Source organism: Sphingopyxis sp. (assembly GCF_035686825.1).
Classification (GTDB): Bacteria; Pseudomonadota; Alphaproteobacteria; order Sphingomonadales; family Sphingomonadaceae; genus Sphingopyxis.
Genome location: NZ_DASRYZ010000002.1, coordinates 132,311 through 157,230, shown reverse-complemented (window position 1 = coordinate 157,230; position 24,920 = coordinate 132,311). Strand labels below are relative to the sequence as shown.

The window sequence follows — 24,920 nt, the reverse complement described above, 5'->3', positions numbered from 1 at the left end:
CGAAGGCGGGGACACACCATCGGCCGGCTCGAAATAGCACCGACCGGAGATGGGCTCCCGCCTTCGCGGAGCACACAGCTTATTCAATTTGACCATATATCAGGCCGCGCGGAAGGCGAGCGCGGCGCCGTTCATGCAATAACGCTTGCCCGTCGGTTTGGGCCCGTCGTTGAAGACATGGCCGAGGTGGCCGCCGCAGCGCCGGCAATGGGCTTCGGTGCGCGCATAGCCGAGGTCGCGGTCGGTCGACGTACCGATCGCGCCTTTGAGCGGCGCCCAGAAGCTCGGCCAGCCGGTGCCGCTGTCGAACTTGGTCTTGCTCGAATAGAGCGGCAGCGCGCAGCCGGCGCAGACGAAGGTGCCGGCGCGTTTTTCCTTGTCGAGCGGGCTGGTGAAGGCGCGCTCGGTCGCCGCTTCGCGCAGCACGCGATATTGGAGCGGCGACAGGCGCTTTTTCCATTCGGCGTCGCTGAGCTGCCAACCGGCCTGCGCCTTGGGCCGCGCCGATTTGGCGAAAAGCATGGGCGCGCCAATGACGGCGCCGCCGAGTGCGAGTCCGCCGAGAAGATAACGACGTTCGATCATGCCTTTGATACGTATGACGCGGCCGCCGGGTTACAAGCGCGCGTCAATATTTCTCGATTTGCACCGGCAGCGCGCGGAAGCCGTGGACGAAACAGGCGTGGACGCGCTCGGGCTCGCCCGCGACCGTCACGCGCATCCGCCGCGCCGCCATTTCCTCGAGCAGGATGCGCAGCTGCAGCTCGGCGAGGCGCGCGCCGACGCAGCGGTGGACGCCGTAACCGAAGGACAGGTGCCGCCGGGCATTCTCGCGGTCGAGCCGAAGCGCGTCGCCGTCGTCGAACACGCTCTCGTCGCGGTTCGCCGAAATATACCAGAGGATGAGCTTGTCGCCCTTTTTGATCTGATGCCCGAACAGGTCGGCATCGGCGAGCGCGGTGCGGCGCATGTGCGCGAGCGGGGTCTGCCAGCGGATGATCTCGCTCACCGCATTGGGGATCAGCGCCGGATCGGCCTCAAGCTTCGCGCGCTCGCCGGGATATTTGTCGAGCCCGTAGGCGAGCCCCGACATGGTGTTGCGCGTCGTGTCGTTGCCGCCGACGATCAGCAGCACGAGGTTGCCGATGAACTCGTACTTGTCCATGTGGCTCATCGCCTCGCTGTGGAGCATCATCGACAGGAGGTCGGGGGTCGGCGGCTGATCGAGCTTTTCCATCCACAGTTTCTGGAAATAGACGAACGCCTCTTCGAGCACCGCGCGGCGCTGTTCCTTGAGTTCGACCTTTTGCGCGAGCTCGACGTCGCCCATCCAGTCGGACCATTCGGTCAATTTGCGGCGGTCCTCCCACGGAAAATCGAACAGCAAAGCGAGCATCTGCGTCGTCAGTTCCATCGACACGCGGTCGACCCAGTCGAACGTCGCGCCCCACGGCAGCCCGTCGAGCACCTCGCCGGTGCGATTCCTGATGTCTTCGGACAGGCGCGTCATTTCGGCGGGGGTGAAGGCGGGGGCGACGGTGCGGCGCTGGTCGGTGTGCTGCGGCCGGTCCATCGCGATGAACATCGGCAGGCGGAAATCTTCATCCTCGTCGCGTTCGAGGATGGTGATGCCGCCATATTCCCACGACGAGCTATAGATGTCGGGGAGCGCCTCGACATGCTGGATCGCCTGATGGCTCGCGATATTCCAATAGGGTCCGTGGACGCTGTCCGCGCATTTGACGATGCCGCCCGCCTTGCGGATTTCGGCGAAGGGCGCCTGCCAGCGATCCTCCGAATAGATCGCGGCGGGGCTCATGTCATAGCGGTCGGTGACGGGCTGGGGCGCGGCTGCAGTCGCCATCGGGCATCCTCCTCCTCAAAAGGGACTCGCCGCGACGCTTGCCGCCGTCGGCCAGATCAGTTGCAGGATGCCACTGTTTACAGCTTTGTCAACGAGGCTGGGACGAAGCGGCCTCGATGGCGGCCGCAGCCGCAGCGACAGCTTTTTTGCCGCGCCAGAATTTCCAGCCGCTGCCGCCGCTGAGGACGCCGGCGCGGAACAGGCGTACCGAAAGCCAGATGACGAGCGCGACCCAGAGCGCCTGCCAGCCGAGCGCGAGCAGGTGGACGGCTTTCGCATCGTCGGTCGCGGCGCGCGCCGCCATCGCGAGCGGCGAGGAGAAGGGAAAGATTTGCGCGAAGCGGGCGAGGCCGCTGTCGGGCGCGCTCGCCGCGGCGGCGCAGAGGCTGAACATGCCGACCTGGAAGATGGTGATCGGCAGGCTGAGCATCTGGATTTCGCGCACCGTTGCCGCCTGCGCGCCGACGCCGAGGAAAACCGCGCCGAGGAGCAGGAAGGCCATCACGAAATAGATGAAGCCGATGGCGAGGAAGAAGGGCCAGCCGGTCGCCGGCGTCGCGGCGAGCGCGGTCGCCGCCTTGCCCGCCTTGCCCGCCGCGGCGATCGCCGCGGGGTCCATCTGCGTCGCGGCGATCAGTCCGCCGCCGAACGCGAGTGCCATCCAGAAGGCGATGAACAGCACCGCGACGCCGAGGAAGCCGAGCAGCTTGCCGAGAAAGACGCTTTCGAGCGGCACCGCGGCGGCGAGGATCTCGATGACCTTGTTGCCCTTTTCCTCGGCGAGCGAGCTGACCGTCTGGCCCGCGAGGAGCAGGGTCAGAAGGAAGATGACGAACACCGCGCCGAAACCGAGCGACTGCTGCACCGCGATGCTCGTCCCGCCGCTCGCCAGGCTTTCGAAGCGCGGGGTCACGGGCGGCAGGTCGCCGGCGGCCTCGGCGCGCCGCACTTCGCCCGCGAGCAGCGCGAGATAGCGGCCCGAGCCGCTGCCCTCCTCGCGCTCGACGATGCGCGGGGCCGCGAGGTCGCCGCTCATCACCGCATAGGTGTCGCTGCCCTTTTCGCGCGCGATCGCGAGTGGATCGGCGGCGGGACCGGCGACGCGCAGTTCGAGCAGCGCGGGCTCGCGCGGCATCGCGGCGCGGAGCCGGGCGTCGGCGGCGCGCAGCGCCTCGATCTGGGCGGGATCGGCGACCGCGACGATGCGGCCGGCGCCGCGCGCGCTGTCGGCGAGCTGCGACGCGCCCATGCCGCCCGCGAGCCCCATGCCGACCATGAACAGCGGCGCGAGCAGGAAGAGCAGGAAGGTCGGCGTCGCGACGATCGCGAGAAAGTCGCGCCGCGCAACCACGAACATATTGCGAATGAAGGGGGTCATGCGCTCGCCTCCTCGATGGCATCCTCGGCCGCATCGGCGTCGAAACCCGCGTCGACCTGGCGGACGATATGGACGAAGGCGTCGTGGAGCGCCGGGCGGCTGATCGACAGGCCGGTGACGCCATGACCGCTTGCGGTGATTTGTGCGAGCAAGGGTTCGACGCCGTCGTCTTGAATGGCGAAATGCCAGGCATCGCCGCGCCGTTCGGCGCCGGCGGGCAGGGTCGCGGCGACCGCGGCGGGATCGCCGGCGTCGCGCGGCGTGTAGCGCACCTGCATCGGGAGCAGCGCGCGCGCCTCTTCGACCGTGCCCTCGAACCGCCGCGCCGAGCGAGCGATGATCGCGATCCGGTCGCAGAGGCGCTCGGCGTGCGCCATCACATGCGTCGAGAAGAGGATCGTCGCGCCGCGCGCCTGTTCGCGCCGGATGAGCGTTTCGAGCCGTTCCTGATTGACGGGGTCGAGCCCCGAGAAAGGTTCGTCGAGCACGATGAGGTCGGGGGCGTGGACGATCGAGCCGATCAGCTGGACCATCTGCGCCATGCCCTTCGACATCTTGCGGATCTTGGCGTCGATCACGCGTTCGAGTCCGAGTTCGGTCATGAAGGTCGCGGCGCGGCGGCGCCCTTCCGACCAGTCGAGCCCGCGCAGCGCGCCCATGAAGGCGATCGCCTCGCGCGCTTTCATGCCGGGGTAAAGCCCGCGCTCCTCGGGCAGATAGCCGATGCGGTGGCGCACCGATTGCGGCCGGTGTCCGCCGAGCAGCCGGCTCGTCCCTTCGTCGGGGTCGATGATGCCGAGCGTCATCCTGAGGCTCGTCGTCTTGCCCGCGCCATTGGGACCGAGCACGCCATAGATGCTGCCCGTTGGCACCGCGAGGCTGACGTGGTCGACCGCCTTGTAATCGCCGAAATATTTGGTGAGGCCGTCCGCCTCGACGCTGAAATCGTTCAAATGCCGGTCCCCAATCATTCCCATACCAAGCTATGGCACGGCGAGGCGGCTCGCGTATAGAGCGCCAATGGTTGCCGAAGCCTTGCCTTCGCTGGAACAGCGCCTCGAAGCGGTCGCGCGCGAACATGGGTTCGCGGCGTTCGGGATCGCGCGCGCCGACGCGGCGCCGCAAACCGCCGCGCGGCTGAACCAGTGGCTCGCCGAAGGGCGCCACGGCGACATGATCTGGATGGAAAGCCGCGCCGAACAGCGCGGATCGCCCCAAGGGCTGTGGCCCGAGGTCCGCTCGGTGATCGCGCTCGGCATGAGCTATGCCCCCGCGCTCGATCCGCTCGCGCTGGCGGGGCATCCGGGGCGCGGGCGGATTTCGGTCTATGCGCAGGGCGGCGACTATCATGACGTCGTAAAAAAAGCGCTGAAGGCCGTCGCACGCTGGCTGATCGGCGAGGTCGAGGACGCCGAGGTCAAGGTGTTCGTCGACACCGCGCCGGTGATGGAGAAGCCGCTCTCGGCCGCGGCGGGGCTCGGCTGGCAGGGCAAGCACACCAACCTCGTCAGCCGCGAGCATGGCAGCTGGCTGTTTCTGGGCGCGATCTACACCACGCTCGATCTGACGCCGTCGAAGGCGGGGCGCGATACGTGCGGCAGCTGTTCGGCGTGCCAGGAGGCGTGCCCGACCGACGCCTTTCCCGCGCCGTACAGGCTCGATGCGCGGCGCTGCATCTCCTACCTGACCATCGAGCATAATGGCCCGATCCCGGTCGCGCTGCGGCGCGGGATCGGCAACCGCATCTATGGCTGCGACGATTGCCTTGCCGCCTGCCCGTGGAACAAATTCGCCGACACCGCGCACAGGCACAGGGCGTTCCTGCCGCGCGCCGAGCTGGCGGCGCCGTCGATCGGCGACCTGCTCGACCTCGACGAGGAAGGATTCCGGCAGATCTTCGCAGGGTCGCCGATCAAGCGAATCGGGCGCGGTCGGATGGTACGCAACGCGGCGATCGCGGCGGGGAACAGCGGGGATGCTCGCTTTGTGCCCGCGCTTCAAAAGCTTGCCAAAGACGAGTCGCCGATGGTTGTCGACGCGGCTTTATGGGCGCTTCACGAGCTGACGCCCTGACGTCAACCTAACGCCGCAGCGACTGCGCGCAGCTGTTGACCTCGGCGTTGCGGCCGTCGGTCGTACGCGCGTCGACATGCGTCGCGACCGGATCGGCGCCCGCGCGCGGGGCGTAGAAATAGACGTCGAGGATGCAGTTCGAGCCCGCGTACTGGATCTTGCGGCCGGCGCCCTCGGTGACGTCGAGCCGCGGCTTGCCGAACATGCGGCCGATCGCGTCGGCGCTGTTTCCGATCAGCACATTATTCTGCACCGGCCGCACCACGGTCGGCGGCGGCGCGGTGGCGCGCGGCGGGGCGGCGCGCGGAATCGCCGGGCCGGCGCAGGCGCCGAGGGTCAGGCCGAGCATGGCTACGACGCCGAGACGGCGGTTATCGATCATATTTCGGGGTCCCCTTTGCCCAGGTGCAGCATGTGAACGGCCATAGCGGCGCTCAATATCGGCGCCAACAAATTGGCGACGGGCACCACGAAGCTTGCGGCGGACAGCAGCCCGAGCGACCAGCGCGCCGGCCGGTCGAAGCGCGGACGGTCCGGGTGGCGCGCGAGCACCATCGCCTCGAGATCGCGGCCGAGCAGCAACGCGTTGACGAGCAGCGCGAAGATCGGCGTGCCGATCCCGGTGACGAGCAGCAGGATATAGATGGGCAGCGCGAGCAGGTTGCCGCCGATCAGGCGGACGAGCGAAGCAAGCGCGAGGCGGATATTCTGCCGCCAACCGACATCGACCGCGCGCGCCGCCGCGGCGGGATAATGACGCCCCTCGACATCGGCGACGATGCCGTCGGCGAAAAGGCCGATGACGACGATCGCGACGGCGCGGAAGAGCAGCCAGCTTCCCGCGATGATCAGGAGGATGATCAGCACGCCCGCCATGTCGAGCTGCGCCCCTTCGAGCCATTTCCAGTGTGCGAGCGCCCAGCGCGCGCCGAAGAAGATCGCTGCGCCCGATACGGCGAGGAGCAGGAGCGTGAGCGCGAGGCTTTGCGCGAGGACGCGGAGCACGCGCGGGTGCGGCAGGTCTCTGAGCGCGAGCAGGAAAGCGTGGGCGGCGCGGGCCATCGCCGGGGGATGACCGGCGCCGCCGCGTGCGTCAAGCGCCCGCGCTTGCGTTGGCGCGCCGCCGTCCCTAAAGCGCGCGCAGCTTTTTCCCACCAGCACAGGATTTTCCATGGCCTCCACCGCCCGTTTCGACGTCGTCGCCATCGGCAATGCGATCGTCGACGTTCTTGCCCGCGCCGACGATGCGCTGATCACCGCCGAAGGCCTGACCAAGGGGTCGATGCGGCTGATCGACGCCGAAGAGGCCGAGCGCCTCTATGCGGCGATGGGCCCGGCGGTCGAAGTGTCGGGCGGCAGCGCGGCGAACACGCTCGCGGGCATGGCGGCGCTCGGCGAACGCTGCGCCTTCATCGGCCAGGTCGCCGACGACCAGCTCGGCCATGTCTTCACGCACGACCTGCGCGCATTGGGCGTCGCCTATGAAACCCCGGCGCTGAAGGAAGGAGCGCCGACCGCGCGCTGCCTGATCCTCGTCACCCCCGACGGCCAGCGCACGATGAACACCTTCCTTGGTGCGAGCCACCTGCTCGAGCAGGCGATGATCGACGAGGAATGGATCGCCGATGCCGAGATCCTCTATCTCGAAGGCTATTTGTGGGATCCCGAACTGTCGCGCGCGGCGATGCGGCGCGCGATCGACGTGTCGCGCGCGGCGGGGCGCAAGGTCGCCTTCACGCTTTCGGACGCCTTCATCATCGACCGCCACGGCGCCGATTTCCGCAAGCTGATCGGCGAGGGGCTGTTCGACATATTGTTCGCGAACGAAGTCGAGATCCAGGCGCTGGCCGAAACCGACGATTTCGAGGCCGCCGTCGCGAAGATCGCGCCGCAGGTGCCGCTGCTCGTCGTCACGCGCGGCGCGCATGGCGCGATCGCGCTGCAGGACGGCACGCGCACCGAGGTCGGCGCCGAGCCGATCGATCAGGTCGTCGACACGACGGGCGCGGGCGACCTGTTCGCTTCCGGATTCCTCGCCGGCCTCGCCGAAGGCCGGTCGATGCACGAATGCCTGACGATGGGCGCGGTGTGCGCGCGCGAAATCATCGCGCAGGTCGGTCCGCGCGCGCAGACCGACCTCAAGGCGAAGGTCGCCGAACGGCTGGGGTAGGATTCTTTTCGCTTGCGCGGAAACGGCACCGGCCCGCTCCCCCTCCCGGCCTCCCATAGGCTACTATCGTTGGGGAGGCCGGGAGGGGGAGCGGGCCGGTGCCGGAACTTCTAAGCACTTTGAAACGTCCTATGCCGCATCACAGGCATGGGAGTTTCCTTTATGGCCGACGAAATCCACACGACGCGCGATCCCGACGGGACGACGCACACCACGACGGTCATCGACCGTGAACCGCGCCGCCGGGGTGGGATCGGCATCGGGCTGATCCTGCTCGTCGCGATTCTGGTGGCGGCCTTTTTCGCCTTTCAGTTCCTCGCGAGCGAACAGGCCGAGAGCGGCGCGATCAGCGAAGCGGCGCAGCAGGTCGGCGACGCCGCGCAGGATGTCGGCGACGCGGCACAAAAGGCGGTCGACTAAGCCTCAGCTCGCGGGTGTTGCGGCCGGATCGGGGTGCTTCCGGAACAATTCGCGGTCGGCGGGGCCGAAGCCGCGGGTCCAGATCAGCCAGCCGTAGATGGCGAGGATGAAGGGCACGCCGATCAGGAGCTCGGCCCATTCGGGCAGCTGCGTCGCGCCCCAGCCGAGCACCGCCGCCCCCGCCGTCGCCCAGACGAGCGCCCAGCGCAGGCTGTTCACCGGGGCGCCGAGGATATGTGCGAGCAGCCGCGCCTTGACCAGCGACGCGAAACCGAGGGCGAGCATCAGCGCGAGCGCGACCGCCGCGGCATAATAAATCGGCGGCCATCCCATCGACTGCGCGATCAGGATCAGCGCGACGCTGAGCACCGCCTGCAGCGCGAGCGTCGCGATGCTGATGAGCAGGTTGCGATGGCGCGCGACATAGACGAGCGCGGCTTCGCTGACGACCGCGGTCGCGGCGACGACTTCGGCGGCGAGCAGAAAGGCGAGCGCGGCGGTGCCGCTGACGAATTCGGGGCCGACGAGGCCCATGACGGCCTCGCCCGGAATGCCGAGCGCGAGCGCGACCCCGGCCTGCGCGGCGATGATCCAGAAACCGACCTGGCTGACCTGCGCCGCCACCGCGCCAAGCCGCTTTTCGGCGAGGTTGCGCGTGATCACCGGGCCGAGGATCGGCTCGAAGCTCGTCTTCAGCTTTTGCGGCAGCGAGGCGACCTGCTGCGCCATATAATAGATGCCGTAGATCGTCGGCGAGGTGAATTGGCCGAGGATGAAGAGGTCGAGGCGGCGCGTTCCCCATTCGATCGCGTCGGCGGCGGCGAGCGGCGCGTTGCGCCGCGCGAGCAGGATCAGATGCGCCGGATGCGGGCGCCACACGCCGGGGCCGCCATAATGGCGGATCATCGGGACCAGCGCGGTGAGGAAGGCGCCGACCATCGCGGCGGCGTAGGAGAGCATCAGCCCGTCGCGCGCCGAAACGAACCAGAAGCCCGCCGCGGCGACGCTGATCACCCAGGGTTCGACGATCGCGCGCGCGCGCACCGTCGCGCCGACGTCGAATTTATAGGCGCAGGCGGCGAGCGCGATGTCGGTCCCCGCGATCACGAAGACGAGCAGAGCCATCCAGCGGTCGGCGCTGTCCACGTCGCCCGCGGGATACATGAGTTGCGGAAACAGGAGGAGCAGCGCCGATCCCGCCGCCGAGACGATGAAGGCGACGAACATGCCGTCCCACACGACGATGCGCTGGTCGGCGCCCTCGGCGCTCAACTGTTCGGCGAGGCCGCGCTTCAGCCCCAGGGTCGCGAGCTGCGCGACGAGTTCGATGACGAGCACGGCAAAGGCGAAGCGCCCGACCGCCTCGGGCCCGTACCAACGGCCCGCCACATAGAGGAAGGGCAGGCGCGCGACGAGGCGGAGGATGAAGCCGAAGAAATTGGTGCGCCCGCCCTTGGCGAGCGCCGCCGTGTCGGCGTCGCGCGAAGCGACGTCGGGCGATTGGGGCGCGGCTGCGCTATCGGTCTGGCTCAAGCCTGGCGCCCCTTCTGCTTTGCCCAGAGACGCAGTCTAGCGCGGCCCGAGGGAGCAGGCAATTGTGTGCGGCAATTCATCGCCCTTCGGGTCGCAGCGGACGGCTGAGCAGGGCCTGAATGGCGTCGGCGACGCGCACTTCGCCGGCGACGAGGCGCGCGACCGTATCGGTGATCGGCATGTCGATGCCGTCGGCGCGCGCGGCGGCGGCGACAACCGGCGCGCTGAACGCGCCTTCCGCAACGGTGCGGCGATCGGCCATCAGCGTCTCGACCTTTTCGCCGCGGCCAAGCCCCTGACCGAGCGCGAAGTTGCGCGAATTGGATGAGGTGCAGGTGAGGACGAGGTCGCCGAGCCCCGCGAGTCCGGCGAGCGTTTCGGCCTGCGCGCCGCGCGCGAGGGCGAAGCGCGTCATCTCGGCGAAACCGCGGCTGATCAGCGCCGCGCGCGCGTTGAGCCCGAGCCCGGCGCCGTCGACGATGCCGCAGGCGATCGCGAGGATATTCTTGACCGCGCCGCCGATCTCCGCCCCGATCATGTCGGTCGAGACATAGGGACGGAAGTGCGGGCGCGCGAGCGCCTGCGCGAGCGCAGCCGCGACGTCCGCATCGGCGGCGGCGAGGGTGATCGCGGTGGGGAGGCCAGCGGCGACCTCGTGCGCGAAGGTCGGCCCCGACAGCACGGCATGCGGACGCTGCGGCACGAGATCGCGCGCCATGTCGATCGGGAAAGCGAAGCTGCCCGCTTCCATGCCCTTGCTGCAGAAGATCAGGGGGGCGTCGCCGGACGGCAGGTCGGCGAGCACGGCACGCAGAAAGGGGACGGGGACGACGATGAGCAGCGCGTCGAGCCCGGCCATGTCGGCGAGTTCAGCCGTCGCGGACAGCGACGGCGATAGCGCCGCGCCGGGGAGGAATACCGGGTTGTGATGCTCGGCGTTGATCGCGTCGACGACGTCCTTTTCGCGCGCCCAGAGGCGGACCGGCGCGCCGCCGGCGGCGAGCAGCTGCGCGAGCGCGGTGCCCCATGCGCCCCCGCCGACGACGCCGAAATTCCTGTATGACGTCATGCTTTCACTCCGGCTCCGCGCACGGCTTCGGCTTCGGGATCGAGCGGCCATCGCGGGCGCGCGGGCGCGTCGAGCGCGTCGGTGAGGCCGGCGGCAAGGCGTTCGGCGCCCGCCCAGGCGATCATCGCGCCATTGTCGGTGCAGAGCCAGAGCGGCGGCGCGACGAAACCCTTGTCGAAGCGCGCGGCGAGATCGGTAAGCGCGGTGCGGATCGCGCCGTTCGCCGCGACCCCGCCGGCGACGACGAAAGCAGTCGCTTCGGGACAGACGGCGAGCGCGATGCGGCTGCGGTCGACGAGGCAGTCGACGACCGCCTGCTGGAAGGAGGCGGCGAGGTCGGGAACGCTATGCGCGCCGCTCGCCGCCGCGCGCGCGACCGCGCTCTTGAGCCCGGCGAAGGAGAAATGCGGCTCGGCGCTGCCGACGAGCGGGCGGGGGAGCGGCACCGCAAACGGGTCGCCGTCCTTCGCGACGCGCTCGACCGCCGGGCCGCCCGGATAGCCGAGCCCGAGCAGCTTCGCGGTCTTGTCGAACGCCTCGCCCGCGGCGTCGTCGATCGTCGTCGCGAGGCGGCGGTAATCGCCGACGCCGCGCACGAGCAGCAGCTGGCAATGACCGCCCGACACGAGGAGCAGCAGATAGGGGAATTCGAGGCTCGCGTCGGCGAGGCGCGGGCTGAGCGCATGGCCTTCGAGATGGTTGACCGCGATCAGCGGCTTGTTCGCGGCGTGCGCGAGCGCCTTGCCGGTGACGAGCCCGACCATCACGCCGCCGATCAGCCCGGGACCGGCGGTCGCGGCGATCGCATCGACGTCGGCGAGCGTCACGCCGGCATCGGCGAGCACCCCCTCGACGATCGGCGCGAGCCGGTCGACATGCGCGCGCGCCGCGATCTCGGGGACGACGCCGCCATAGGGGCTATGCTCGGCCTCCTGCCCCGCGACGCGCTGCGCCAAAATGCGCCGCTTGCTGTCGACGAGCGCCGCCGCGGTTTCGTCGCAGCTCGATTCAAGGCCAAGGATGAGGGTCATATGTTGCGCGTTCCTTTACCCGCCCCTTTATCGACAGGGCAAGCCGCGCTAGCAGGCGGCTGATGAATGGACTTCCCACCCCCGAAAACCCGCTGCGCATCGGCACGCGCGCTTCGCCGCTCGCGATGGCGCAGGCGCATATGGCGATGGCGGCGCTGATCGCCAGCCATGGCGTGCCCGCCGCGGCGCTCGAAATCGTGCCGATGACAGCGACCGGCGACCGGATTCAGGATCGCGCGCTCGCCGAGGTCGGCGGCAAGGCGCTGTGGACGCGCGAACTCGACGCGGCGCTCGACGCGGGGACGATCGACATCGCGGTGCATTCGCTGAAGGATGTCGAAACGCTGCGCGACGCGCGCTTTTTCCTCGGTGCGATGCTCGAGCGTGCCGACCCGCGCGACCGGTTGGTGGTGCGCGAGGGGATCGCGGCCGCGACGATCGCCGAGCTGCCGCCGGGCGCGCGGCTCGGTACGAGCAGCCCGCGCCGCGCGGCGCAGGTGAAGCGGCTGCGTCCCGATCTCGAGACCGTACTGCTGCGCGGCAATGTCGCGACGCGGCTCGCCAAGCTCGCGGCGGGTGACGCCGATGCGACGCTGCTCGCCGCGGCGGGGCTCGAGCGGCTGGGGATGCACGATGTCGGGACGGTGCAGGATGCGGCGCTGCTGCTTCCGGCGGCGTCGCAGGGCGCGATCGGGATCGAATGCCGCGCCGATGATGCGAGGGCGATCGCGCTGCTCGGCGCGGTCGACCATGCGCCGACACATGGCGCGGTGGCGGCCGAGCGTGCCTTTCTCGCGGCGCTGGGCGGCGATTGCCGTTCGCCCGTTGCGGCGCATGCCTTTTGGCAGGAGGATGGCGCGCTGCGCCTCGACGCCGAGATTTTTTCGGAGGATGGCGCCGAGCATGCGGCGGGGCATATCGTCGTGACCGGGCCCGACATGCCCGCCGCGCTGGCGCGCCGCCTGCTCGCCGAGGCGCCCGACAGCGTCCGGGCGTTGTTCACGCCATGACGGGCGGGCCGCCGCTGATCGTCACGCGGCCCGAGCCGGGCAATGCCGCGACGGCCGGGCGGGCAAGGGCGATGGGTTTCGAGGTCCACGCGATGCCGCTGTTCGCCGCGCACCCGCTCGACTGGCGCGCGCCCGCCGCCGAAGATTTCGACGCCCTGCTGCTGACCAGCGCCTTTGCCGCGCGGCTGGCAGGGCCCCAGATTGCGCGGCTTCAGGCATTGCCGGTCCACGCGGTGGGCGAAGCGACCGCGCGCGCCGCCGAAACGGCGGGATTGCGCGTCACGATGCGCGGAGCGGCGGGCGCGCAGCAGCTTCTTGATGCCATGGCGTCACGGAATATTCGTTCGATCCTGTGGCTTTGTGGGCGCGAGCGGACCGGGTTCGACGCGCGCGGGGCGGCGATCACGCCGCTGCCCTGCTATGCCGTCGATCCCGTGCCGCCGCCCGCCGCATGGGCCGGCCTCATCGCGGCGCCTGCGGTGCTGCTCGCGCATTCGGCGCGTGCGGCGGAGCGCATGTCCGACCTTGTCGGCGCGGCGCGCGCGCATCTGTCGCTCGCCGCGATCAGTCCGGCTGCTGCTGCGGCGGCGGGGGAGGGGTGGCGCGATGTCGCGGTTGCCGAACGGCCCGACGATGTCGCAATATTGGCACAGGCGCGCGCTTTGTGGCACAAGGGTGCGAAATAGGGTCGTTCGAAAGAGAAACATGGCAATCGACAGCTTCGAAACCTCCCCGCCTGCCGACGGGGCGGTCCCGGCGAAGGGGCTATCGTTCCGCGCCCTCGCCATCGGTGCCTTCCTCCTCCTGCTGATCGGCATCGTCGGCGGCGGCTGGGCGGTGAATCGCTGGCTGGTGGGCAATAATCTGTCGCCCGCCCCAAAAGCCGTCGGCGTTCCGGCGGCGGCCGCCGATCCTCTGCTGACGGGTGGGGCGGTGAAGGGCGGCGCGGCTGCGGCGCCGCTGGTGGTGACGCCGGTCGACGGCGCCAATGCGCTTGCGGCGCGCGTCGCCGAGCTTGAGCAACGGCTGTCGCGCATCACGCTCCAGGCCGAATCGGCGTCGGGCAATGCATCGCGCGCCGAAGGGCTGCTCGTCGCCTTCGCGGTGCGCCGCGCGCTCGATCGCGGGCTGTCATTGGGCTATCTCGACGCGCAGCTGCGGCTGCGCTTCGGCGACGACCAGCCGAATGCGGTCAAGACGATCATCGACACGTCGCGCGACCCTGTGACGCTCGAGAGGCTGCGCACCGAACTCGACGCGATGGCGCCGCAACTCGTCGGGCGCGACGGCGACGGCGACGGCAGCCTGTGGACCGGGCTGCGCCGCGAACTCGGCGAACTGTTCGTCGTGCGCGCGGCCGGAACCAAATCGCCGCGCGCGTCCGAACGCCTCGATCGCGCGCGGCGTTATCTGTCGGCGGGGCAGGCGGATCAGGCGATCGCCGAGGTCGAAGCGATGCCCGGCGCGGAGGTCGCGGGCGAGTGGCTGATGGACGCGCGGCGCTATCACGAGGCGCGGCGCGCGCTTGACCTGATCGAGACGGCGGCGATATTGGAGCCGCGCGACAGCCCGCCTGCCGCGGCGGCCCGCAAAACGGCCGAACCGACCCCGTAGCGACCCGGTTCCAAGGGTCGCCTTTGAAGAAAGCAGACCCATGGCCCTCGCCGATCCGCAGCGCATCGAGGCGCTCGACCCGCTCGACCCCCTCCAGCTCGACGCCGAACTGAGCGACGAGGAGCGGATGGTCCGCGACACGGCGCGCGCCTATGCGACGGGCGAGCTGTTGCCGCGCGTGACCTCGGCGTTCCTCGACGAGCGTTTCGATCGTGAGATCATGTCCGAAATGGGTGCGCTCGGCCTGCTCGGCGCGACGATCGACCCCAAATATGGCGGCGCGGGGCTGAACTATGTCAGCTACGGGCTGATCGCGCGCGAGGTCGAACGGATCGATTCGGGGTACCGCTCGGCCTGTTCGGTGCAGAGCAGCCTCGTGATCCACCCGATCAACGCCTATGGCAGCGAGGAGCAGAAGCGGAAGTTTCTGCCCGGGCTGACCTCGGGCGAACTCGTCGGCTGTTTCGGGCTGACCGAGCCCGATGCGGGCAGCGATCCCGGCGGGATGCGTACGCGCGCCGAAAAGATCGCGGGCGGATATCGCCTCAAGGGCGCGAAGATGTGGATCACCAATTCGCCGATCGCCGACGTTTTTGTCGTGTGGGCGAAGTCGGAGGCACATGACGGCGCGATTCGCGGTTTCGTGCTCGAAAAGGGGATGAAGGGGCTGTCGGCGCCGAAGATCGAGGGCAAGGTGAGCCTGCGTGCCTCGATTACCGGCGAGATCGTGATGGACGGGGTTGAGGTCGGCGAGGATGCGCTGCTGCCGCATGTCTCGGGGCTCAAAGGACCGTTCGGCTGCCTTAACCGCGCGCGTTACGGGATCGGCTGGGGCGCGATGGGCGCCGCCGAATTCTGTTACGAGGCGGCGCGCAATTATACGGGCGAACGTCAGCAGTTCGGGCGCCCGCTCGCGGCGAATCAGATCGTCCAATTGAAACTCGCCAATATGCTCACCGAAATCGCGCTGGGCTTGCAGGCGGCGCTGCGCGTCGGGCGGCTGATCGACGAAGGGCGGCTCGTCCCCGATGCGATCAGCCTTTTGAAGCGCAACAATTGCGGCAAGGCGCTCGATATCGCGCGCGTCGCGCGCGATATGCACGGCGGCAACGGCATTTCGGCCGATTATCATGTCATCCGCCACGCCGTGAACCTCGAAACGGTGAACACCTATGAGGGCACGCACGACGTCCACGCGCTGATCCTCGGCCGCGCGATCACCGGCATCAGCGCCTTTGCCTGATCCGAAGCCGCTTGAAGGCATCCGCGTCGTCGAACTGGCGCGGGTGCTCGCGGGGCCGTGGTGCGGGCAATTGCTCGCCGATTTGGGTGCCGAGGTGGTGAAGGTCGAGCGGCCGGGCGCGGGCGACGACACGCGCGAATGGGGCCCGCCCTTCGTCACCGGCGCCGAGGGCGAGAATCTGGGTGCGGCCTATTATCACAGCTGCAACCGCGGCAAGCGCAGCGTCGCGATCGATATCGCGCACGCCGAAGGGCAGGCGAAGGTGCGCGCGCTGCTCGCCGATGCCGATGTCGTCATCGAAAATTACAAGGTCGGCGGGCTCGCCAAATATGGCCTCGACCCGGCGCGGCTGCGCGCCGATTTCCCGCAGCTGGTCATCTGCTCGATCACCGGCTTCGGCCAGAGCGGACCTTATGCGCACCGCGCGGGATATGACTATATCGTGCAGGCGATGAGCGGCTTCATGTCGCTGACCGGCGAGCCCGACGGCGCGCCGCAAAAGGCCGGAATTGCCTATGCGGATATCTTCACCGGCATGTATTCGGCGGTCGGAATTCTCGCGGCTTTGCGACGCCGTGACGTCACAGGTGCGGGCGCGCATGTCGACATGGCGCTGCTCGATTCGCAGGTCGCGGTGCTCGCCAACCAGGCCGCCAATTATCTGGCGAGCGGCGTCGCGCCGAAGCGGATGGGCAACGCGCATGTCAATGTCGTGCCCTATCAGGTCTTTGCGACCGCCGACGGCCAGCTGGTGATCGCGGTCGGCAACGACGGGCAGTATCGGAAGCTCTGCGCGATATTGGGCGTGCCCGAATGGGGCGACGATCCGCGTTTCGCGAACAATGCCGCGCGGCTCGCGAATCGGGGCGAGCTGATCCCGCTGCTCGCGGCGAAGATCGCCGCGTGGGACGCGCAGCCGCTGTCGCTCGCGCTTGAGGCCGAAGGGGTGCCCGCGGGGCCGATCAACGATCTGGCGCAGGTGTTCGCCGATCCGCAGGTGCAGGCGCGCGGGATGCGGTTTCGCCCTGATGGCGCGTCGATCGACGGCGTCGCGAGCCCGATCGTGATCGACGGCGAGCGCATGGTCGCCGCGCGCGGCGCGCCGCCGCTGGGTGGCTAACGACCGGAAGCGGCCGCCATCATGTTCCTCGTCACCCCGGGCTTGACCCGGGGCCTGCCTTGTCTTTTCGACTTTGAGCAGGAGGAAGGCGGGTCCCGGGTCAAGCCCGGGATGACGAATGTAGAGGACGTCAGCTCTCCACCCCAAAGCAGACATCCGGCCGTTTCGCCGACTGATCGCGAAAGAAAAGGGGCGCCGCGATGGACGCCCCCTTCTCCCCCTTATTATCCGAAAATCAGAACTTCACCGTGCCGGTGACGAAGATCTGGCGCGGGTTGCCGTAGAAAGCGGTCAGCGTGCCCTCTGTGCCGAGCGCCGAGACCGGGAGGCCGTTGGCGCCGAGCGCGGGAACGCCAGTGACCGGGTCGACGACGATGAAGGTATAGCCCGAGGTCTTATACTCCTTGTCGAGCAGGTTCTTTCCGAATAGCCCGAGGCTCCAGCGGTCGTCGGGTGCGGTGTAGACGATGCTGGCATCCCACAGCGCGAAGCCCTTCTGGTCGATATAGGGGTTGGGGATTTCGAACTGATAGGTCTTGCTGCGGTACGACAGCGTCGTCCCGAAACTGATGTCGCCGTCGCCGATCGGAGCCGAATAGGCGAGGTTGGCGCTCGCGGTCCATTTCGGCGTGTTCTGCACCTCGCGGAAATCGGCGACATCGGTGGGCACGCCGCCGATGTTGGTGATATATTCCTTATATTCGGCGTCGATATAACCGAGCGCGGTCGACAGCGTCAGCCGGTCGCCCGTCGCCGCCAGATCCTCGCCGAGCCGGGCGCGGCCTTCGAACTCGATCCCCTTGAAGGTCGCCTTGCCCGCGTTCGATACGACGCCGCAGAAGCTCGGCAGGCCTTGCACGGTGCAGGCGACCGAGCCGGGAATCTGGACGTCGGTATAATCGGCGTAGAAGCCCGCGAGCGCGAGATTCAGAGCGCCGTCGAACAGGCTGCCCTTATAGCCGATTTCATAGCTGTCGACCTGTTCGGGACGGAAGCTCAGGAAGGCGGCGACCTCGTCGTCGGTCGGCGCGCCGGGGGTCGCGGCGGGCGCGTTGACCCCGACACCGCGCGGGTCGAAGCCGCCGCCCTTGAAGCCTTGCGAATAGCTTGCATAGAGCGTGTGGTCGGGGGTCGGCTTGAACGATAGCGAAGCGCGCGGGGTGAATTTTTCGAAGCTCCGGCTGCCGTCGAAATCGGTGCCCGGGGCGCCGAAGGGCACCCCGGCGCCGCCGAATACCGGCGATCCGCCGCCGAGATAATTCTGGCGCAGGATCGACGCGGTGCGCTTGTCCCACGTATAGCGGCCGCCCACCGACAGGCTGAGCCGGTCGGTGAAATCGAAGGTCGCGTCGCCGAAGACGGCAAAGGTCGTGGTGTCGACGTCGGCCTCGGTAAAGGCGGTCAGCCCGGCGAAGGTGTTGAAGATGCGCACGTCGAACAAAGTGTCGGCGGTCGCGTCGAGATAATAGAAGCCGAGCAGACCCTTGAGCCGGTCGCCTTCGTAGAGCAGCTGGAATTCCTGGCTGATCTGTTCGTTGAAATAGAAGCCGGGAACGTCGACGTCGACCGCGGGCAGCGCGTCGAAATCGATCGGAGTCGCCGAACGGTCCTTGCGCCACGCGCTGATCGAGCGGAGCGTCAGTGTGCCGCTGAGTTCGGCGGTGACGTTCATCGCGAGGCCATAGGCCTCGATGTCCTGCTTTGGATCGTTGAGGCCGCCGCGTGTGTCGAAGACATCGTCGAGCACCGGCGCGCCCGTCGCGAGCGAGGGGATCAGGCGGTGGCCGCCGCGCGGATCGCTCTTGTCCTTCGAATAGTCGCCCGAAATGCGGATCAGCACCGGCGCGCCATAACCGCCGAGCTCGACGGTGCCGCGGCCGGCCCAGACGTCCTTGTTGTAATTTTCGGTGCCGGTGGTGAGATTGTCACCGAAGCCGCCGCGCGACAGCCGCGCGACCGAGCCGCCGACGCGGAGCAGGTCGCCGATCGGCGCGCTCGCGGTGACGACGAGGTCGGCCTGGTCATAGGTGCCGAGCGTGCCCTTGATCTTGAGCGAAAATTCCTCCGGCAGCTGCTTGGTGACATATTTGACCGCGCCGCCGATCGTGTTGCGGCCATAGAGCGTGCCCTGCGGCCCGCGCAGAATTTCGATACGCTCGACGTCGTAGATGTCGAGCACCGCGGCCTGCGGGCGGTTGAGATAGACGTCGTCGAGATAGATGCCGACGCCCTGTTCGAACCCCGACACCGGATCCTGCTGGCCGACGCCGCGGATGAAGGCGCTGAGCGTCGAATTCGACCCGCGCGACACTTCGAGCGTCGTGTTCGGCGTCGTCTGACCGATGTCGGTGATGTCGATCGCGCCCGCTTTTTCGAGCGCCTCGCCCGAATAGGCGGTGATCGCGACGGGGACGTCGATCAGCCGCTCGTCGCGGCGGCGTGCCGTCACGATGATCTCGTTGTCGCCGGCGTCGGTGGCGCCCGCTTCTTGCGCGAAGGCGGGCGGAGCGAAGGCGATCATCGAAAGCGCGCTGGTGGCGAGCACGGCACGGCGCAGCGGGCGGGCGAAAGGACGCATGAAAACTCTCCCATGTGATGGGCGACCCCTCGCCGCCCGGTTTGCTTTTCTTGGGCCGGTGCTTGCCAAGCCGCGCCGCTTCCAATAATGAAACATGAACCAAGTTTCAACTTGGAAGTTGGTTTCGTCGTTTTTTGCTTGCCAGTGGTGCGGAAATGCCACGATGCAGGCGGAGCCGGACGACGGGGGAGACGGAAAGGCAGCCATGGATCAGCCGCAGACCGACACGGGGCAGGACGAAGAGGCTCAGGGCGATGCGCGCGACAAGACGCCGCGCACCGAGCGCGGGCGGCGGACGCTGCGCAAGCTGCTCGACGCGGCGGCGATCGAATTCGGCGAGCGCGGCTTTCACGAAGCGTCGATCAGCGCGATCACGCGCCGCGCCGGGACCGCGCTCGGCAGCTTTTACACCTATTTCGATTCGAAAGAGGAAATCTTCCAGGCGCTCGTCCGCTATATGAGCGAGCAATTGCGCGACCATGTGACGCCGCTGGTCCAGGCGGCGCCCGACGAGATCAGCGCCGAGCGCATCGGGCTCGAATCCTATCTCGGCTTCGTGCGCGAACATAAGGAGATATACCGCATCATCGACGAGGCCGAATTCGTCGATTATGCGAGCTATCGCAGCCACTATGAAACGACCGTCGCGCGCGTGCGCCAGCGGCTAGAGAATGGCGCGGCGCGCGGTGAAATCCGCGATGACGTCAGCGAGATTCACGCGTGGGCGATCGGCGGGATGAACGTATTCCTCGGGATGCGTTACGGGCTTTGGGATACCGACAGCGACATTTCGGAGATCGCGCGCGTTGCGAACGACCTGCTCGCGAACGGGCTGAAGAAGCGCGACTGACCTAGCGCGAAATCAGGAAGATCGCATGTTCGGCGCGCCAGCTCGCGGCGGCGTCGCTTGCCGGCTTGTCGCCCGACAGGTGCCAGACGCGCTCGACCCCGATGCCCTTGTCGCGGACGAGGTCGCGGAAGTCGCTGACCGTCACATGGTGGATGTTCGGGGTTTCGTACCAGGCGACGGGGAGCAGCCGCGTCACCGGCATCCGCCCGCCCCACAGCAGCGCGAGCCGGATGCGCCAGTGGGCGAAATTGGGAAAGCTGACGAAGGCGCGCGGCGCGATGCGCAGCAGTTCGTCGACGACTCGGTCGGGGCGCTCGGTGGTCTGCAGCGTCTGCGACAGGATCGCATAATCGAAGGCGTCGTCGGGATAGTCGGCAAGGTCGCGGTTGGCGTCACCCTGCACCACCGATTGGCCGCGCGCGATCGCCGCGGTGACATTGTCGGGATCGATCTCGAGCCCGCGCGCGTCGACGCCCTTGGCGCGCAGCGCCGCCATCAGTTCGCCGTCGCCGCAGCCGACGTCGAGCACGCGCGCCGTCGAGGGCACTGCTTCGGCGATGATCGCGAGGTCGGGGCGAAGCTTCATTGCTCGGCCTGCCGGTAGACGTCGGGAAAATGCCGCTGCATGAACGGCGTGGAGTCCTCAACGGCAGTCCAGCCGAGACTTGCGTAAAGGCCGTGGGCGTCGCTGGTCGCGAGCATCCAGCGCCGCAGACCCTGCAGATCGGGATGATCGTGGAGCGTGGTCACCATGCGCGCGGCGAGGCCGTGCCCGCGATGCGCCGCGAGCACATAGACGTCGGCGAGGTAAGCGAAGGTCGCGCGGTCGGTGACGACGCGGGCAAAGCCGACCTGCTCGCCGCCGGGCGCGAAGACGCCGACGCAGAGCGACCCTTCAATCGCGCGTTCGACGAGGCCGCGCGCGATATTTTCGGCCCAATAGCTTTGCGCCAGAAAGGCGTGGATCGCGTCGACCTGCATGTCGGCAGGGTCGAAGGAGAGGCGATAGGCGTCGGTCATGCCAGACCCGCCCGCAAGGATCCCGCGACGAGGCGGTCGAGCGCGGGGACGTCGAGGAGGAAGCTGTCGTGGCCGAAGGGCGCCGACAGCTCGACGAAGCTCGCCGCCGCGCCGACGCTTTGCAGTGCCTGCACGACGCGGCGCGATTCGGAGGTCGGATAGAGCCAGTCGGTGTCGAAGCTGACGAGCGTGAAGCGCACATCCCTGGCGCCCGCGAAGGCGCCCGCGAGGCGGCCGTCGTGCGGGTCGGCGAGGTCGAAATAGTCCATCGCGCGCGTGATATAGAGATAGGCGTTGGCGTCGAAGCGGTCGGTGAAGGCCAGCCCCTGATGCCTGAGATAGGATTCGACCTGGAAATCGGCGTCGAAGCCGAAACTCTTGATGTCGCGTGCCTGCAGGCGGCGGCCGAACTTTTCGGTCAGCCCTTCCTCGGACAGATAGGTGATATGCGCCGCCATGCGCGCGACCGCGAGCCCCTTGGTGGGCGCGCGCGCGCTGCCATAATATTGGCCGTCCTGCCAGTCGGGGTCGGCCATGATCGCCTGCCGCCCGACCTCGTGGAACGCGATATTCTGCGCCGAATGGCGCGCCGCGCTCGCGATGACCAATGCCGATTGGAGGCGCTCGGGATAGGTCGCGGCCCAGGCGAGCGTCTGCATCCCGCCCATCGACCCGCCGACGACCGCGTGGAGGCGCGAAATGCCGAGATGGTCGAGCAGCATCGCCTGCGCGCGCACCATGTCGGTGATCGTGATGACGGGAAAGGCCATGCCGAGCGGCGCGCCGGTCGCCGCGTCGGGGGTCGCGGGGCCACTCGTCCCCATGCAGCTGCCGAGCACATTGGCGCAGATGACGTGGAAGCGGTCGGTATCGATCGGCTTGCCCGGGCCGACCATGCGCGCCCACCAGCCGGGTTTCCCCGTTCCGGGATGGTCGCTCGCGACATATTGGTCGCCGGTGAGCGCGTGGCAGATCAGCACGGCGTTCGACCTGTCGGCGTTGAGCGCGCCATAGCTTTGCCAGGCGATCGTCACCGACGGCAGCACCTGTCCGCTGTCGAGCGGCAGCGGTGCGTTGATCGTCACGCCCTGATGCTGAATCTGGTGGAGAAGGCTCGCCATCGTTCGCGCGGGCTAAGCGGGTGCGGGGAGCGTGTCAACGTGCTGGACTCGCCACGCATAGCCGTTAAACGGCGCGGCATGACCGACGCGACCCAAACCCTTACGCCCAAGCCGTGGATCAGCGGCATCGCTCCCTATGTTCCCGGCAAGTCGGCGGGCGCCGACGGGCGTCCGCTGATCAAATTGAGCGCGAACGAAAATCCGCTCGGCACCGGCGAAAAGGCGCGCGCGGCCTTCGCCGCCGCGCAGGGCGCAGCCGATGCGCTGTCGCGCTATCCCGATCCGGGTTCGGTCGAGCTGCGCGAGACCATCGCGGCGAAGTTCGGGCTCGATCCCGCGCGGATCATCTGCGGTAACGGGTCGGACGAGCTGCTTCACTTGGCGGCGGGCACCTATGCCGGGGTGGGCGACGAGATTCTCTATGTGCGCTACGGCTTTGCGGTCTACGAGATCGCGGCGCGCCGCGTCGGCGCGGTGCCGGTCGAGGCCGACGACCGCGACTATGCGACCGACGTCGACGCATTGCTTGCCGCCGTGACCGACAAGACGCGCGTCGTCTATCTCGCCAATCCGAACAATCCGACCGGCACGCTCGCGACGCGCGAGGAGGTCCAGCGGCTCTATGCCGGGCTGCCGAAGAATGTCCTGTTCGTGATCGATCAGGCCTATAGCGAATATCTGTCGGAGGCCGAGGACGACGGCGGGCTCGAACTCGCGAAGACGCAGCCGAACGTCTTCATCACGCGCACCTTTTCGAAGATTCACGGGCTCGCCGCCGAACGCATCGGCTGGGGCTATGCCGACGCCGAGGTGATTTCGGCGCTGCACCGCATCCGCCTGCCGTTCAACGTCACGCGCGCGGGGCAGGCGGCGGCGGTCGCGGCGCTCGGCGACGAGGAATTCGTCGCGCACAGCCGCGAGCATAATGCGACATGGCGCGCGTGGCTGGCGGGCGAGCTCGAAAGCCTCGGCAACCATGGCGTGCGCGTCGTGCCGTCGGCGTGCAATTTCCTGCTCGTGCTGTTCGAGGGCGATGTCAGCGCCGAGACGGTCTACAACCGGTTGATGGACGCGGGCTATATCGTCCGCTGGCTGCCGGGGCAGGGACTGCCGAACGCGCTGCGCATGACGATCGGCACCGGGGACGAGACGCGCGGCCTGGCGGCGGCGATCCGCGCGGCGCTGAACGGCTGATGGCGATCCGCAAGGTCGCGGTCATCGGGCTGGGCCTGATCGGCTCGTCGATCGCGCGTGCGATCGACGAGCGGCTGCCGCAGGTGGCGGTGACCGGCCATGACGCCAGCGACGATGTGCGCGGGGTCGCGCGCGCGCTGGGCCTTTGCGATACGATTACCGACGATCCCGCCGCGGCTGTGGCCGATGCCGACCTTGTCATCCTCGCGGTTCCGGTCGGTCGCATGGCCGACGCGGCGGCGGCGATCGCGCCGGGGCTGAAGGCGGGAGCGATCATTTCGGACGTCGGATCGTCTAAGGCCGGCGTGGCGGACGCGCTGGCGAAGGCGCTGCCCGACCATATCGTCATTCCCGCGCACCCCGTCGCGGGGACCGAGAACAGCGGTCCCGCCGCCGGTTTCGCGACCCTGTTCGACGGCCGCTGGTGCATCGTCACCCCGGGCGCGGGGGCGCCCGACGAGGCTGTGGCGGCGGTGACGGGCTTCTGGCAGGCGCTCGGCGCGAAGGTCGACGTCATGGACGCCGCGCATCACGACATGGTGCTCGCGGTGACGAGCCATTTGCCGCACCTCATCGCCTATACGATCGTCGGCACCGCGAGCGAACTCGAAGAGGTCACCGAGAGCGAGGTGATCAAATATTCGGCGGGCGGTTTCCGCGACTTCACGCGCATCGCGGCGAGCGATCCGGTGATGTGGCGCGACGTGTTTCTCGCCAACAAGGATGCGGTGCTCGCGACCTTGCAGCGCTTCAACGAGGATCTTACCGCGCTCCAGCAGGCGATCCGCCGCGGCGACGGCGCGAAGCTAGAGGACTGGTTCACGCGCACGCGCGCGATCCGGCGGTCGATCATCGAACAGGGGCAGGATGATGCGGCGCCCGATTTCGGGCGGAAACATTAAGCCGAGGCTTTGCTTGCCAGTAGTGCTTCGGGTGGGTTCAGGGCATTGATCGCGCGCCACACGCGTTCTTCGGCTTCTTCGCGCGGCAGGCCGGCGGGGATCGTTTCGCCGACCTTGTAGGTGATCGTCCCCGGCCATTTGACCCAGCGGCGCGGCGGATAGGCCATGCCGCTGTTCACCGCGACCGGGATCACGGGCACGCCGAGCAGACGATAGATGCCGGCAAAGCCAGAGCGCAGTGGTGGCGCCAGCCCGTGCGGGATACGCGTCCCCTCGGCGAACAGCACGAGCGGACGGTCCTTGGCAAGCGCGGCCTTAGCGGCGTTCAGCATCGCGCGCATCGCCTTGCCGCCGCCGTCGCGGTCGACAGGGATCAGGCCATAGAAGCGCGCGGCCTGGCCCCAGACGGGGATCGAGAAAAGCTGTTCCTTGGCGAAGACGGCTGGGTGCTTGAACAGGCCCGGCTGCTCGATCGTCTCGAATGCGCCCTCATGCTTGAAGACGTAAAGCACCGGAATGTCGGGCATCTCGCCCTCGACGATGATCTTCTGGCCCAGTACGAAACGGCAGATCAGCCGGTGGAACTGTGCCCAGATGCGCACGAACCAGATCGTCGCCTTGTGCGAGACCGGCAGTGAAATCACCGCGCCGATTGAGCTGATGCTGCTCATCAGAACGAACAGCAGCCAGAAGAGGATCGAGCGGATCAGGGCGATGGTGTAGCGCACGG

Annotated in this window: 25 protein-coding genes; 11 read left to right on the top strand and 14 right to left on the bottom strand. The window is 68.2% G+C overall.

Annotation, left to right across the window (positions count from 1 at the left end):
• Positions 1–99: 99 nt before the first annotated feature.
• From msrB to VFG17_RS01920, 4 genes are all read right to left on the bottom strand, one after another.
• On the bottom strand, positions 100–522 hold the full coding sequence (gene msrB / locus VFG17_RS01935) for a peptide-methionine (R)-S-oxide reductase MsrB (RefSeq protein ID WP_414712925.1): 423 nt from the start codon (positions 520–522) through the stop codon (positions 100–102).
• A gap of 106 nt (positions 523–628) precedes the next feature.
• Complete coding sequence (locus VFG17_RS01930; RefSeq protein WP_325027792.1) at positions 629–1,864, bottom strand: cytochrome P450; 1,236 nt, start codon at positions 1,862–1,864, stop codon at positions 629–631.
• A gap of 88 nt (positions 1,865–1,952) precedes the next feature.
• Entirely contained in the window at positions 1,953–3,242 is a 1,290-nt protein-coding gene (locus VFG17_RS01925; protein WP_325027791.1) for an ABC transporter permease, read from the bottom strand.
• Complete coding sequence (locus VFG17_RS01920; protein WP_325028289.1) at positions 3,239–4,213, bottom strand: ABC transporter ATP-binding protein; 975 nt, start codon at positions 4,211–4,213, stop codon at positions 3,239–3,241. The genes VFG17_RS01925 and VFG17_RS01920 overlap by 4 nt, the downstream gene beginning before the upstream one ends.
• 49 nt (positions 4,214–4,262) lie before the next feature.
• Between VFG17_RS01920 and queG the strand changes: the two genes are divergently transcribed.
• Positions 4,263–5,315, top strand: a complete 1,053-nt coding sequence (gene queG / locus VFG17_RS01915; protein ID WP_325027790.1) for a tRNA epoxyqueuosine(34) reductase QueG — start codon at positions 4,263–4,265, stop codon at positions 5,313–5,315.
• Between the two features lie 7 nt (positions 5,316–5,322).
• Here the strand turns inward: queG and VFG17_RS01910 are convergent, their stop codons facing one another.
• Positions 5,323–5,697 carry a hypothetical protein gene (locus VFG17_RS01910; protein ID WP_325027789.1) on the bottom strand — a complete coding sequence of 125 codons (375 nt, stop codon included), beginning with the start codon at positions 5,695–5,697 and terminating at the stop codon, positions 5,323–5,325.
• The gene (locus VFG17_RS01905) at positions 5,694–6,377 is read right to left on the bottom strand and encodes an EI24 domain-containing protein (RefSeq protein WP_325027788.1); all 684 of its coding nucleotides are present in this window, start codon (positions 6,375–6,377) and stop codon (positions 5,694–5,696) included. Before VFG17_RS01905 ends, VFG17_RS01910 begins: the two co-directional genes overlap by 4 nt.
• Positions 6,378–6,486: 109 nt before the next feature.
• Between VFG17_RS01905 and VFG17_RS01900 the strand changes: the two genes are divergently transcribed.
• Together VFG17_RS01900 and VFG17_RS01895 are read left to right on the top strand one after the other, a co-directional pair.
• A complete protein-coding gene (locus tag VFG17_RS01900; protein ID WP_325027787.1) occupies positions 6,487–7,485 on the top strand; it encodes an adenosine kinase in 999 nt (332 codons plus the stop codon).
• A 162-nt stretch (positions 7,486–7,647) separates the two neighbouring features.
• Positions 7,648–7,905 (top strand): hypothetical protein, encoded by a 258-nt coding sequence (locus VFG17_RS01895; RefSeq protein ID WP_325027786.1) that lies wholly within the window; start codon positions 7,648–7,650, stop codon positions 7,903–7,905.
• Between the two features lie 3 nt (positions 7,906–7,908).
• On the opposite strand, the gene VFG17_RS01890 is transcribed toward VFG17_RS01895, so the two are convergent.
• From VFG17_RS01890 to tsaD, 3 genes are all read right to left on the bottom strand, one after another.
• Positions 7,909–9,438: a lipopolysaccharide biosynthesis protein gene (locus tag VFG17_RS01890; protein ID WP_325027785.1), complete on the bottom strand. Its 1,530-nt coding sequence runs from the start codon at positions 9,436–9,438 to the stop codon at positions 7,909–7,911.
• 76 nt (positions 9,439–9,514) lie between these two features.
• Complete coding sequence (locus VFG17_RS01885; protein ID WP_325027784.1) at positions 9,515–10,507, bottom strand: NAD(P)H-dependent glycerol-3-phosphate dehydrogenase; 993 nt, start codon at positions 10,505–10,507, stop codon at positions 9,515–9,517.
• On the bottom strand, positions 10,504–11,538 hold the full coding sequence (gene tsaD / locus VFG17_RS01880; RefSeq protein ID WP_325027783.1) for a tRNA (adenosine(37)-N6)-threonylcarbamoyltransferase complex transferase subunit TsaD: 1,035 nt from the start codon (positions 11,536–11,538) through the stop codon (positions 10,504–10,506). Before tsaD ends, VFG17_RS01885 begins: the two co-directional genes overlap by 4 nt.
• Before the next feature lie 62 nt (positions 11,539–11,600).
• On the opposite strand from tsaD, the gene hemC reads away from it, so the two are divergent.
• Genes hemC through VFG17_RS01855 form a run of 5 tightly spaced genes read left to right on the top strand, consistent with a single transcriptional unit; the run spans position 11,601 to position 16,525 of the window.
• Positions 11,601–12,548, top strand: a complete 948-nt coding sequence (gene hemC / locus VFG17_RS01875) for a hydroxymethylbilane synthase (RefSeq protein ID WP_325027782.1) — start codon at positions 11,601–11,603, stop codon at positions 12,546–12,548.
• Positions 12,545–13,234, top strand: coding sequence for a uroporphyrinogen-III synthase (locus VFG17_RS01870; protein ID WP_325027781.1), 690 nt, complete (start codon positions 12,545–12,547; stop codon positions 13,232–13,234). Before hemC ends, VFG17_RS01870 begins: the two co-directional genes overlap by 4 nt.
• Before the next feature lie 19 nt (positions 13,235–13,253).
• Positions 13,254–14,162 carry a mitofilin family membrane protein gene (locus tag VFG17_RS01865; protein ID WP_325027780.1) on the top strand — a complete coding sequence of 303 codons (909 nt, stop codon included), beginning with the start codon at positions 13,254–13,256 and terminating at the stop codon, positions 14,160–14,162.
• 40 nt (positions 14,163–14,202) lie between these two features.
• Entirely contained in the window at positions 14,203–15,405 is a 1,203-nt protein-coding gene (locus VFG17_RS01860) for an acyl-CoA dehydrogenase (RefSeq protein WP_325027779.1), read from the top strand.
• Complete coding sequence (locus tag VFG17_RS01855) at positions 15,398–16,525, top strand: CaiB/BaiF CoA-transferase family protein (RefSeq protein ID WP_325027778.1); 1,128 nt, start codon at positions 15,398–15,400, stop codon at positions 16,523–16,525. Before VFG17_RS01860 ends, VFG17_RS01855 begins: the two co-directional genes overlap by 8 nt.
• A 235-nt stretch (positions 16,526–16,760) precedes the next feature.
• On the opposite strand, the gene VFG17_RS01850 is transcribed toward VFG17_RS01855, so the two are convergent.
• Positions 16,761–19,046: a TonB-dependent receptor gene (locus VFG17_RS01850; RefSeq protein ID WP_325028288.1), complete on the bottom strand. Its 2,286-nt coding sequence runs from the start codon at positions 19,044–19,046 to the stop codon at positions 16,761–16,763.
• 262 nt (positions 19,047–19,308) lie between these two features.
• On the opposite strand from VFG17_RS01850, the gene VFG17_RS01845 reads away from it, so the two are divergent.
• Positions 19,309–19,953, top strand: coding sequence for a TetR/AcrR family transcriptional regulator (locus VFG17_RS01845; RefSeq protein WP_325027777.1), 645 nt, complete (start codon positions 19,309–19,311; stop codon positions 19,951–19,953).
• Between the two features lies 1 nt (position 19,954).
• On the opposite strand, the gene metW is transcribed toward VFG17_RS01845, so the two are convergent.
• Genes metW through metX form a run of 3 tightly spaced genes read right to left on the bottom strand, consistent with a single transcriptional unit; the run spans position 19,955 to position 22,094 of the window.
• Entirely contained in the window at positions 19,955–20,539 is a 585-nt protein-coding gene (gene metW, locus VFG17_RS01840) for a methionine biosynthesis protein MetW (RefSeq protein WP_325027776.1), read from the bottom strand.
• The gene (locus tag VFG17_RS01835) at positions 20,536–20,973 is read right to left on the bottom strand and encodes a GNAT family N-acetyltransferase (RefSeq protein ID WP_325027775.1); all 438 of its coding nucleotides are present in this window, start codon (positions 20,971–20,973) and stop codon (positions 20,536–20,538) included. Before VFG17_RS01835 ends, metW begins: the two co-directional genes overlap by 4 nt.
• Positions 20,970–22,094 carry a homoserine O-acetyltransferase MetX gene (gene metX / locus VFG17_RS01830; RefSeq protein ID WP_325027774.1) on the bottom strand — a complete coding sequence of 375 codons (1,125 nt, stop codon included), beginning with the start codon at positions 22,092–22,094 and terminating at the stop codon, positions 20,970–20,972. The genes VFG17_RS01835 and metX overlap by 4 nt, the downstream gene beginning before the upstream one ends.
• 78 nt (positions 22,095–22,172) lie before the next feature.
• Here metX and hisC point away from each other — a divergent pair, with 78 nt between their 5' ends.
• Together hisC and VFG17_RS01820 are read left to right on the top strand one after the other, a co-directional pair.
• Positions 22,173–23,288: a histidinol-phosphate transaminase gene (gene hisC / locus VFG17_RS01825; protein ID WP_325027773.1), complete on the top strand. Its 1,116-nt coding sequence runs from the start codon at positions 22,173–22,175 to the stop codon at positions 23,286–23,288.
• A complete protein-coding gene (locus tag VFG17_RS01820; protein ID WP_325028287.1) occupies positions 23,285–24,190 on the top strand; it encodes a prephenate/arogenate dehydrogenase family protein in 906 nt (301 codons plus the stop codon). The genes hisC and VFG17_RS01820 overlap by 4 nt, the downstream gene beginning before the upstream one ends.
• On the opposite strand, the gene VFG17_RS01815 is transcribed toward VFG17_RS01820, so the two are convergent.
• On the bottom strand, positions 24,187–24,918 hold the full coding sequence (locus VFG17_RS01815) for a 1-acyl-sn-glycerol-3-phosphate acyltransferase (protein ID WP_325027772.1): 732 nt from the start codon (positions 24,916–24,918) through the stop codon (positions 24,187–24,189). The genes VFG17_RS01820 and VFG17_RS01815 overlap by 4 nt on opposite strands.
• Between the last annotated feature and the right edge of the window lie 2 nt (positions 24,919–24,920).

Coding starts and splice junctions, on each gene's coding strand:
- msrB (WP_414712925.1), bottom strand. CDS start 522: ATGCTTTTCGCCAAATCGGCGCGGCCCAAGGCGCAGGCCGGTTGGCAG.
- VFG17_RS01930 (WP_325027792.1), bottom strand. CDS start 1,864: ATGGCGACTGCAGCCGCGCCCCAGCCCGTCACCGACCGCTATGACATG.
- VFG17_RS01925 (WP_325027791.1), bottom strand. CDS start 3,242: ATGACCCCCTTCATTCGCAATATGTTCGTGGTTGCGCGGCGCGACTTT.
- VFG17_RS01920 (WP_325028289.1), bottom strand. CDS start 4,213: ATGATTGGGGACCGGCATTTGAACGATTTCAGCGTCGAGGCGGACGGC.
- queG (WP_325027790.1), top strand. CDS start 4,263: ATGGTTGCCGAAGCCTTGCCTTCGCTGGAACAGCGCCTCGAAGCGGTC.
- VFG17_RS01910 (WP_325027789.1), bottom strand. CDS start 5,697: ATGATCGATAACCGCCGTCTCGGCGTCGTAGCCATGCTCGGCCTGACC.
- VFG17_RS01905 (WP_325027788.1), bottom strand. CDS start 6,377: ATGGCCCGCGCCGCCCACGCTTTCCTGCTCGCGCTCAGAGACCTGCCG.
- VFG17_RS01900 (WP_325027787.1), top strand. CDS start 6,487: ATGGCCTCCACCGCCCGTTTCGACGTCGTCGCCATCGGCAATGCGATC.
- VFG17_RS01895 (WP_325027786.1), top strand. CDS start 7,648: ATGGCCGACGAAATCCACACGACGCGCGATCCCGACGGGACGACGCAC.
- VFG17_RS01885 (WP_325027784.1), bottom strand. CDS start 10,507: ATGACGTCATACAGGAATTTCGGCGTCGTCGGCGGGGGCGCATGGGGC.
- tsaD (WP_325027783.1), bottom strand. CDS start 11,538: ATGACCCTCATCCTTGGCCTTGAATCGAGCTGCGACGAAACCGCGGCG.
- hemC (WP_325027782.1), top strand. CDS start 11,601: ATGAATGGACTTCCCACCCCCGAAAACCCGCTGCGCATCGGCACGCGC.
- VFG17_RS01870 (WP_325027781.1), top strand. CDS start 12,545: ATGACGGGCGGGCCGCCGCTGATCGTCACGCGGCCCGAGCCGGGCAAT.
- VFG17_RS01865 (WP_325027780.1), top strand. CDS start 13,254: ATGGCAATCGACAGCTTCGAAACCTCCCCGCCTGCCGACGGGGCGGTC.
- VFG17_RS01860 (WP_325027779.1), top strand. CDS start 14,203: ATGGCCCTCGCCGATCCGCAGCGCATCGAGGCGCTCGACCCGCTCGAC.
- VFG17_RS01850 (WP_325028288.1), bottom strand. CDS start 19,046: ATGATCGCCTTCGCTCCGCCCGCCTTCGCGCAAGAAGCGGGCGCCACC.
- VFG17_RS01845 (WP_325027777.1), top strand. CDS start 19,309: ATGGATCAGCCGCAGACCGACACGGGGCAGGACGAAGAGGCTCAGGGC.
- metW (WP_325027776.1), bottom strand. CDS start 20,539: ATGAAGCTTCGCCCCGACCTCGCGATCATCGCCGAAGCAGTGCCCTCG.
- VFG17_RS01835 (WP_325027775.1), bottom strand. CDS start 20,973: ATGACCGACGCCTATCGCCTCTCCTTCGACCCTGCCGACATGCAGGTC.
- metX (WP_325027774.1), bottom strand. CDS start 22,094: ATGGCGAGCCTTCTCCACCAGATTCAGCATCAGGGCGTGACGATCAAC.
- hisC (WP_325027773.1), top strand. CDS start 22,173: ATGACCGACGCGACCCAAACCCTTACGCCCAAGCCGTGGATCAGCGGC.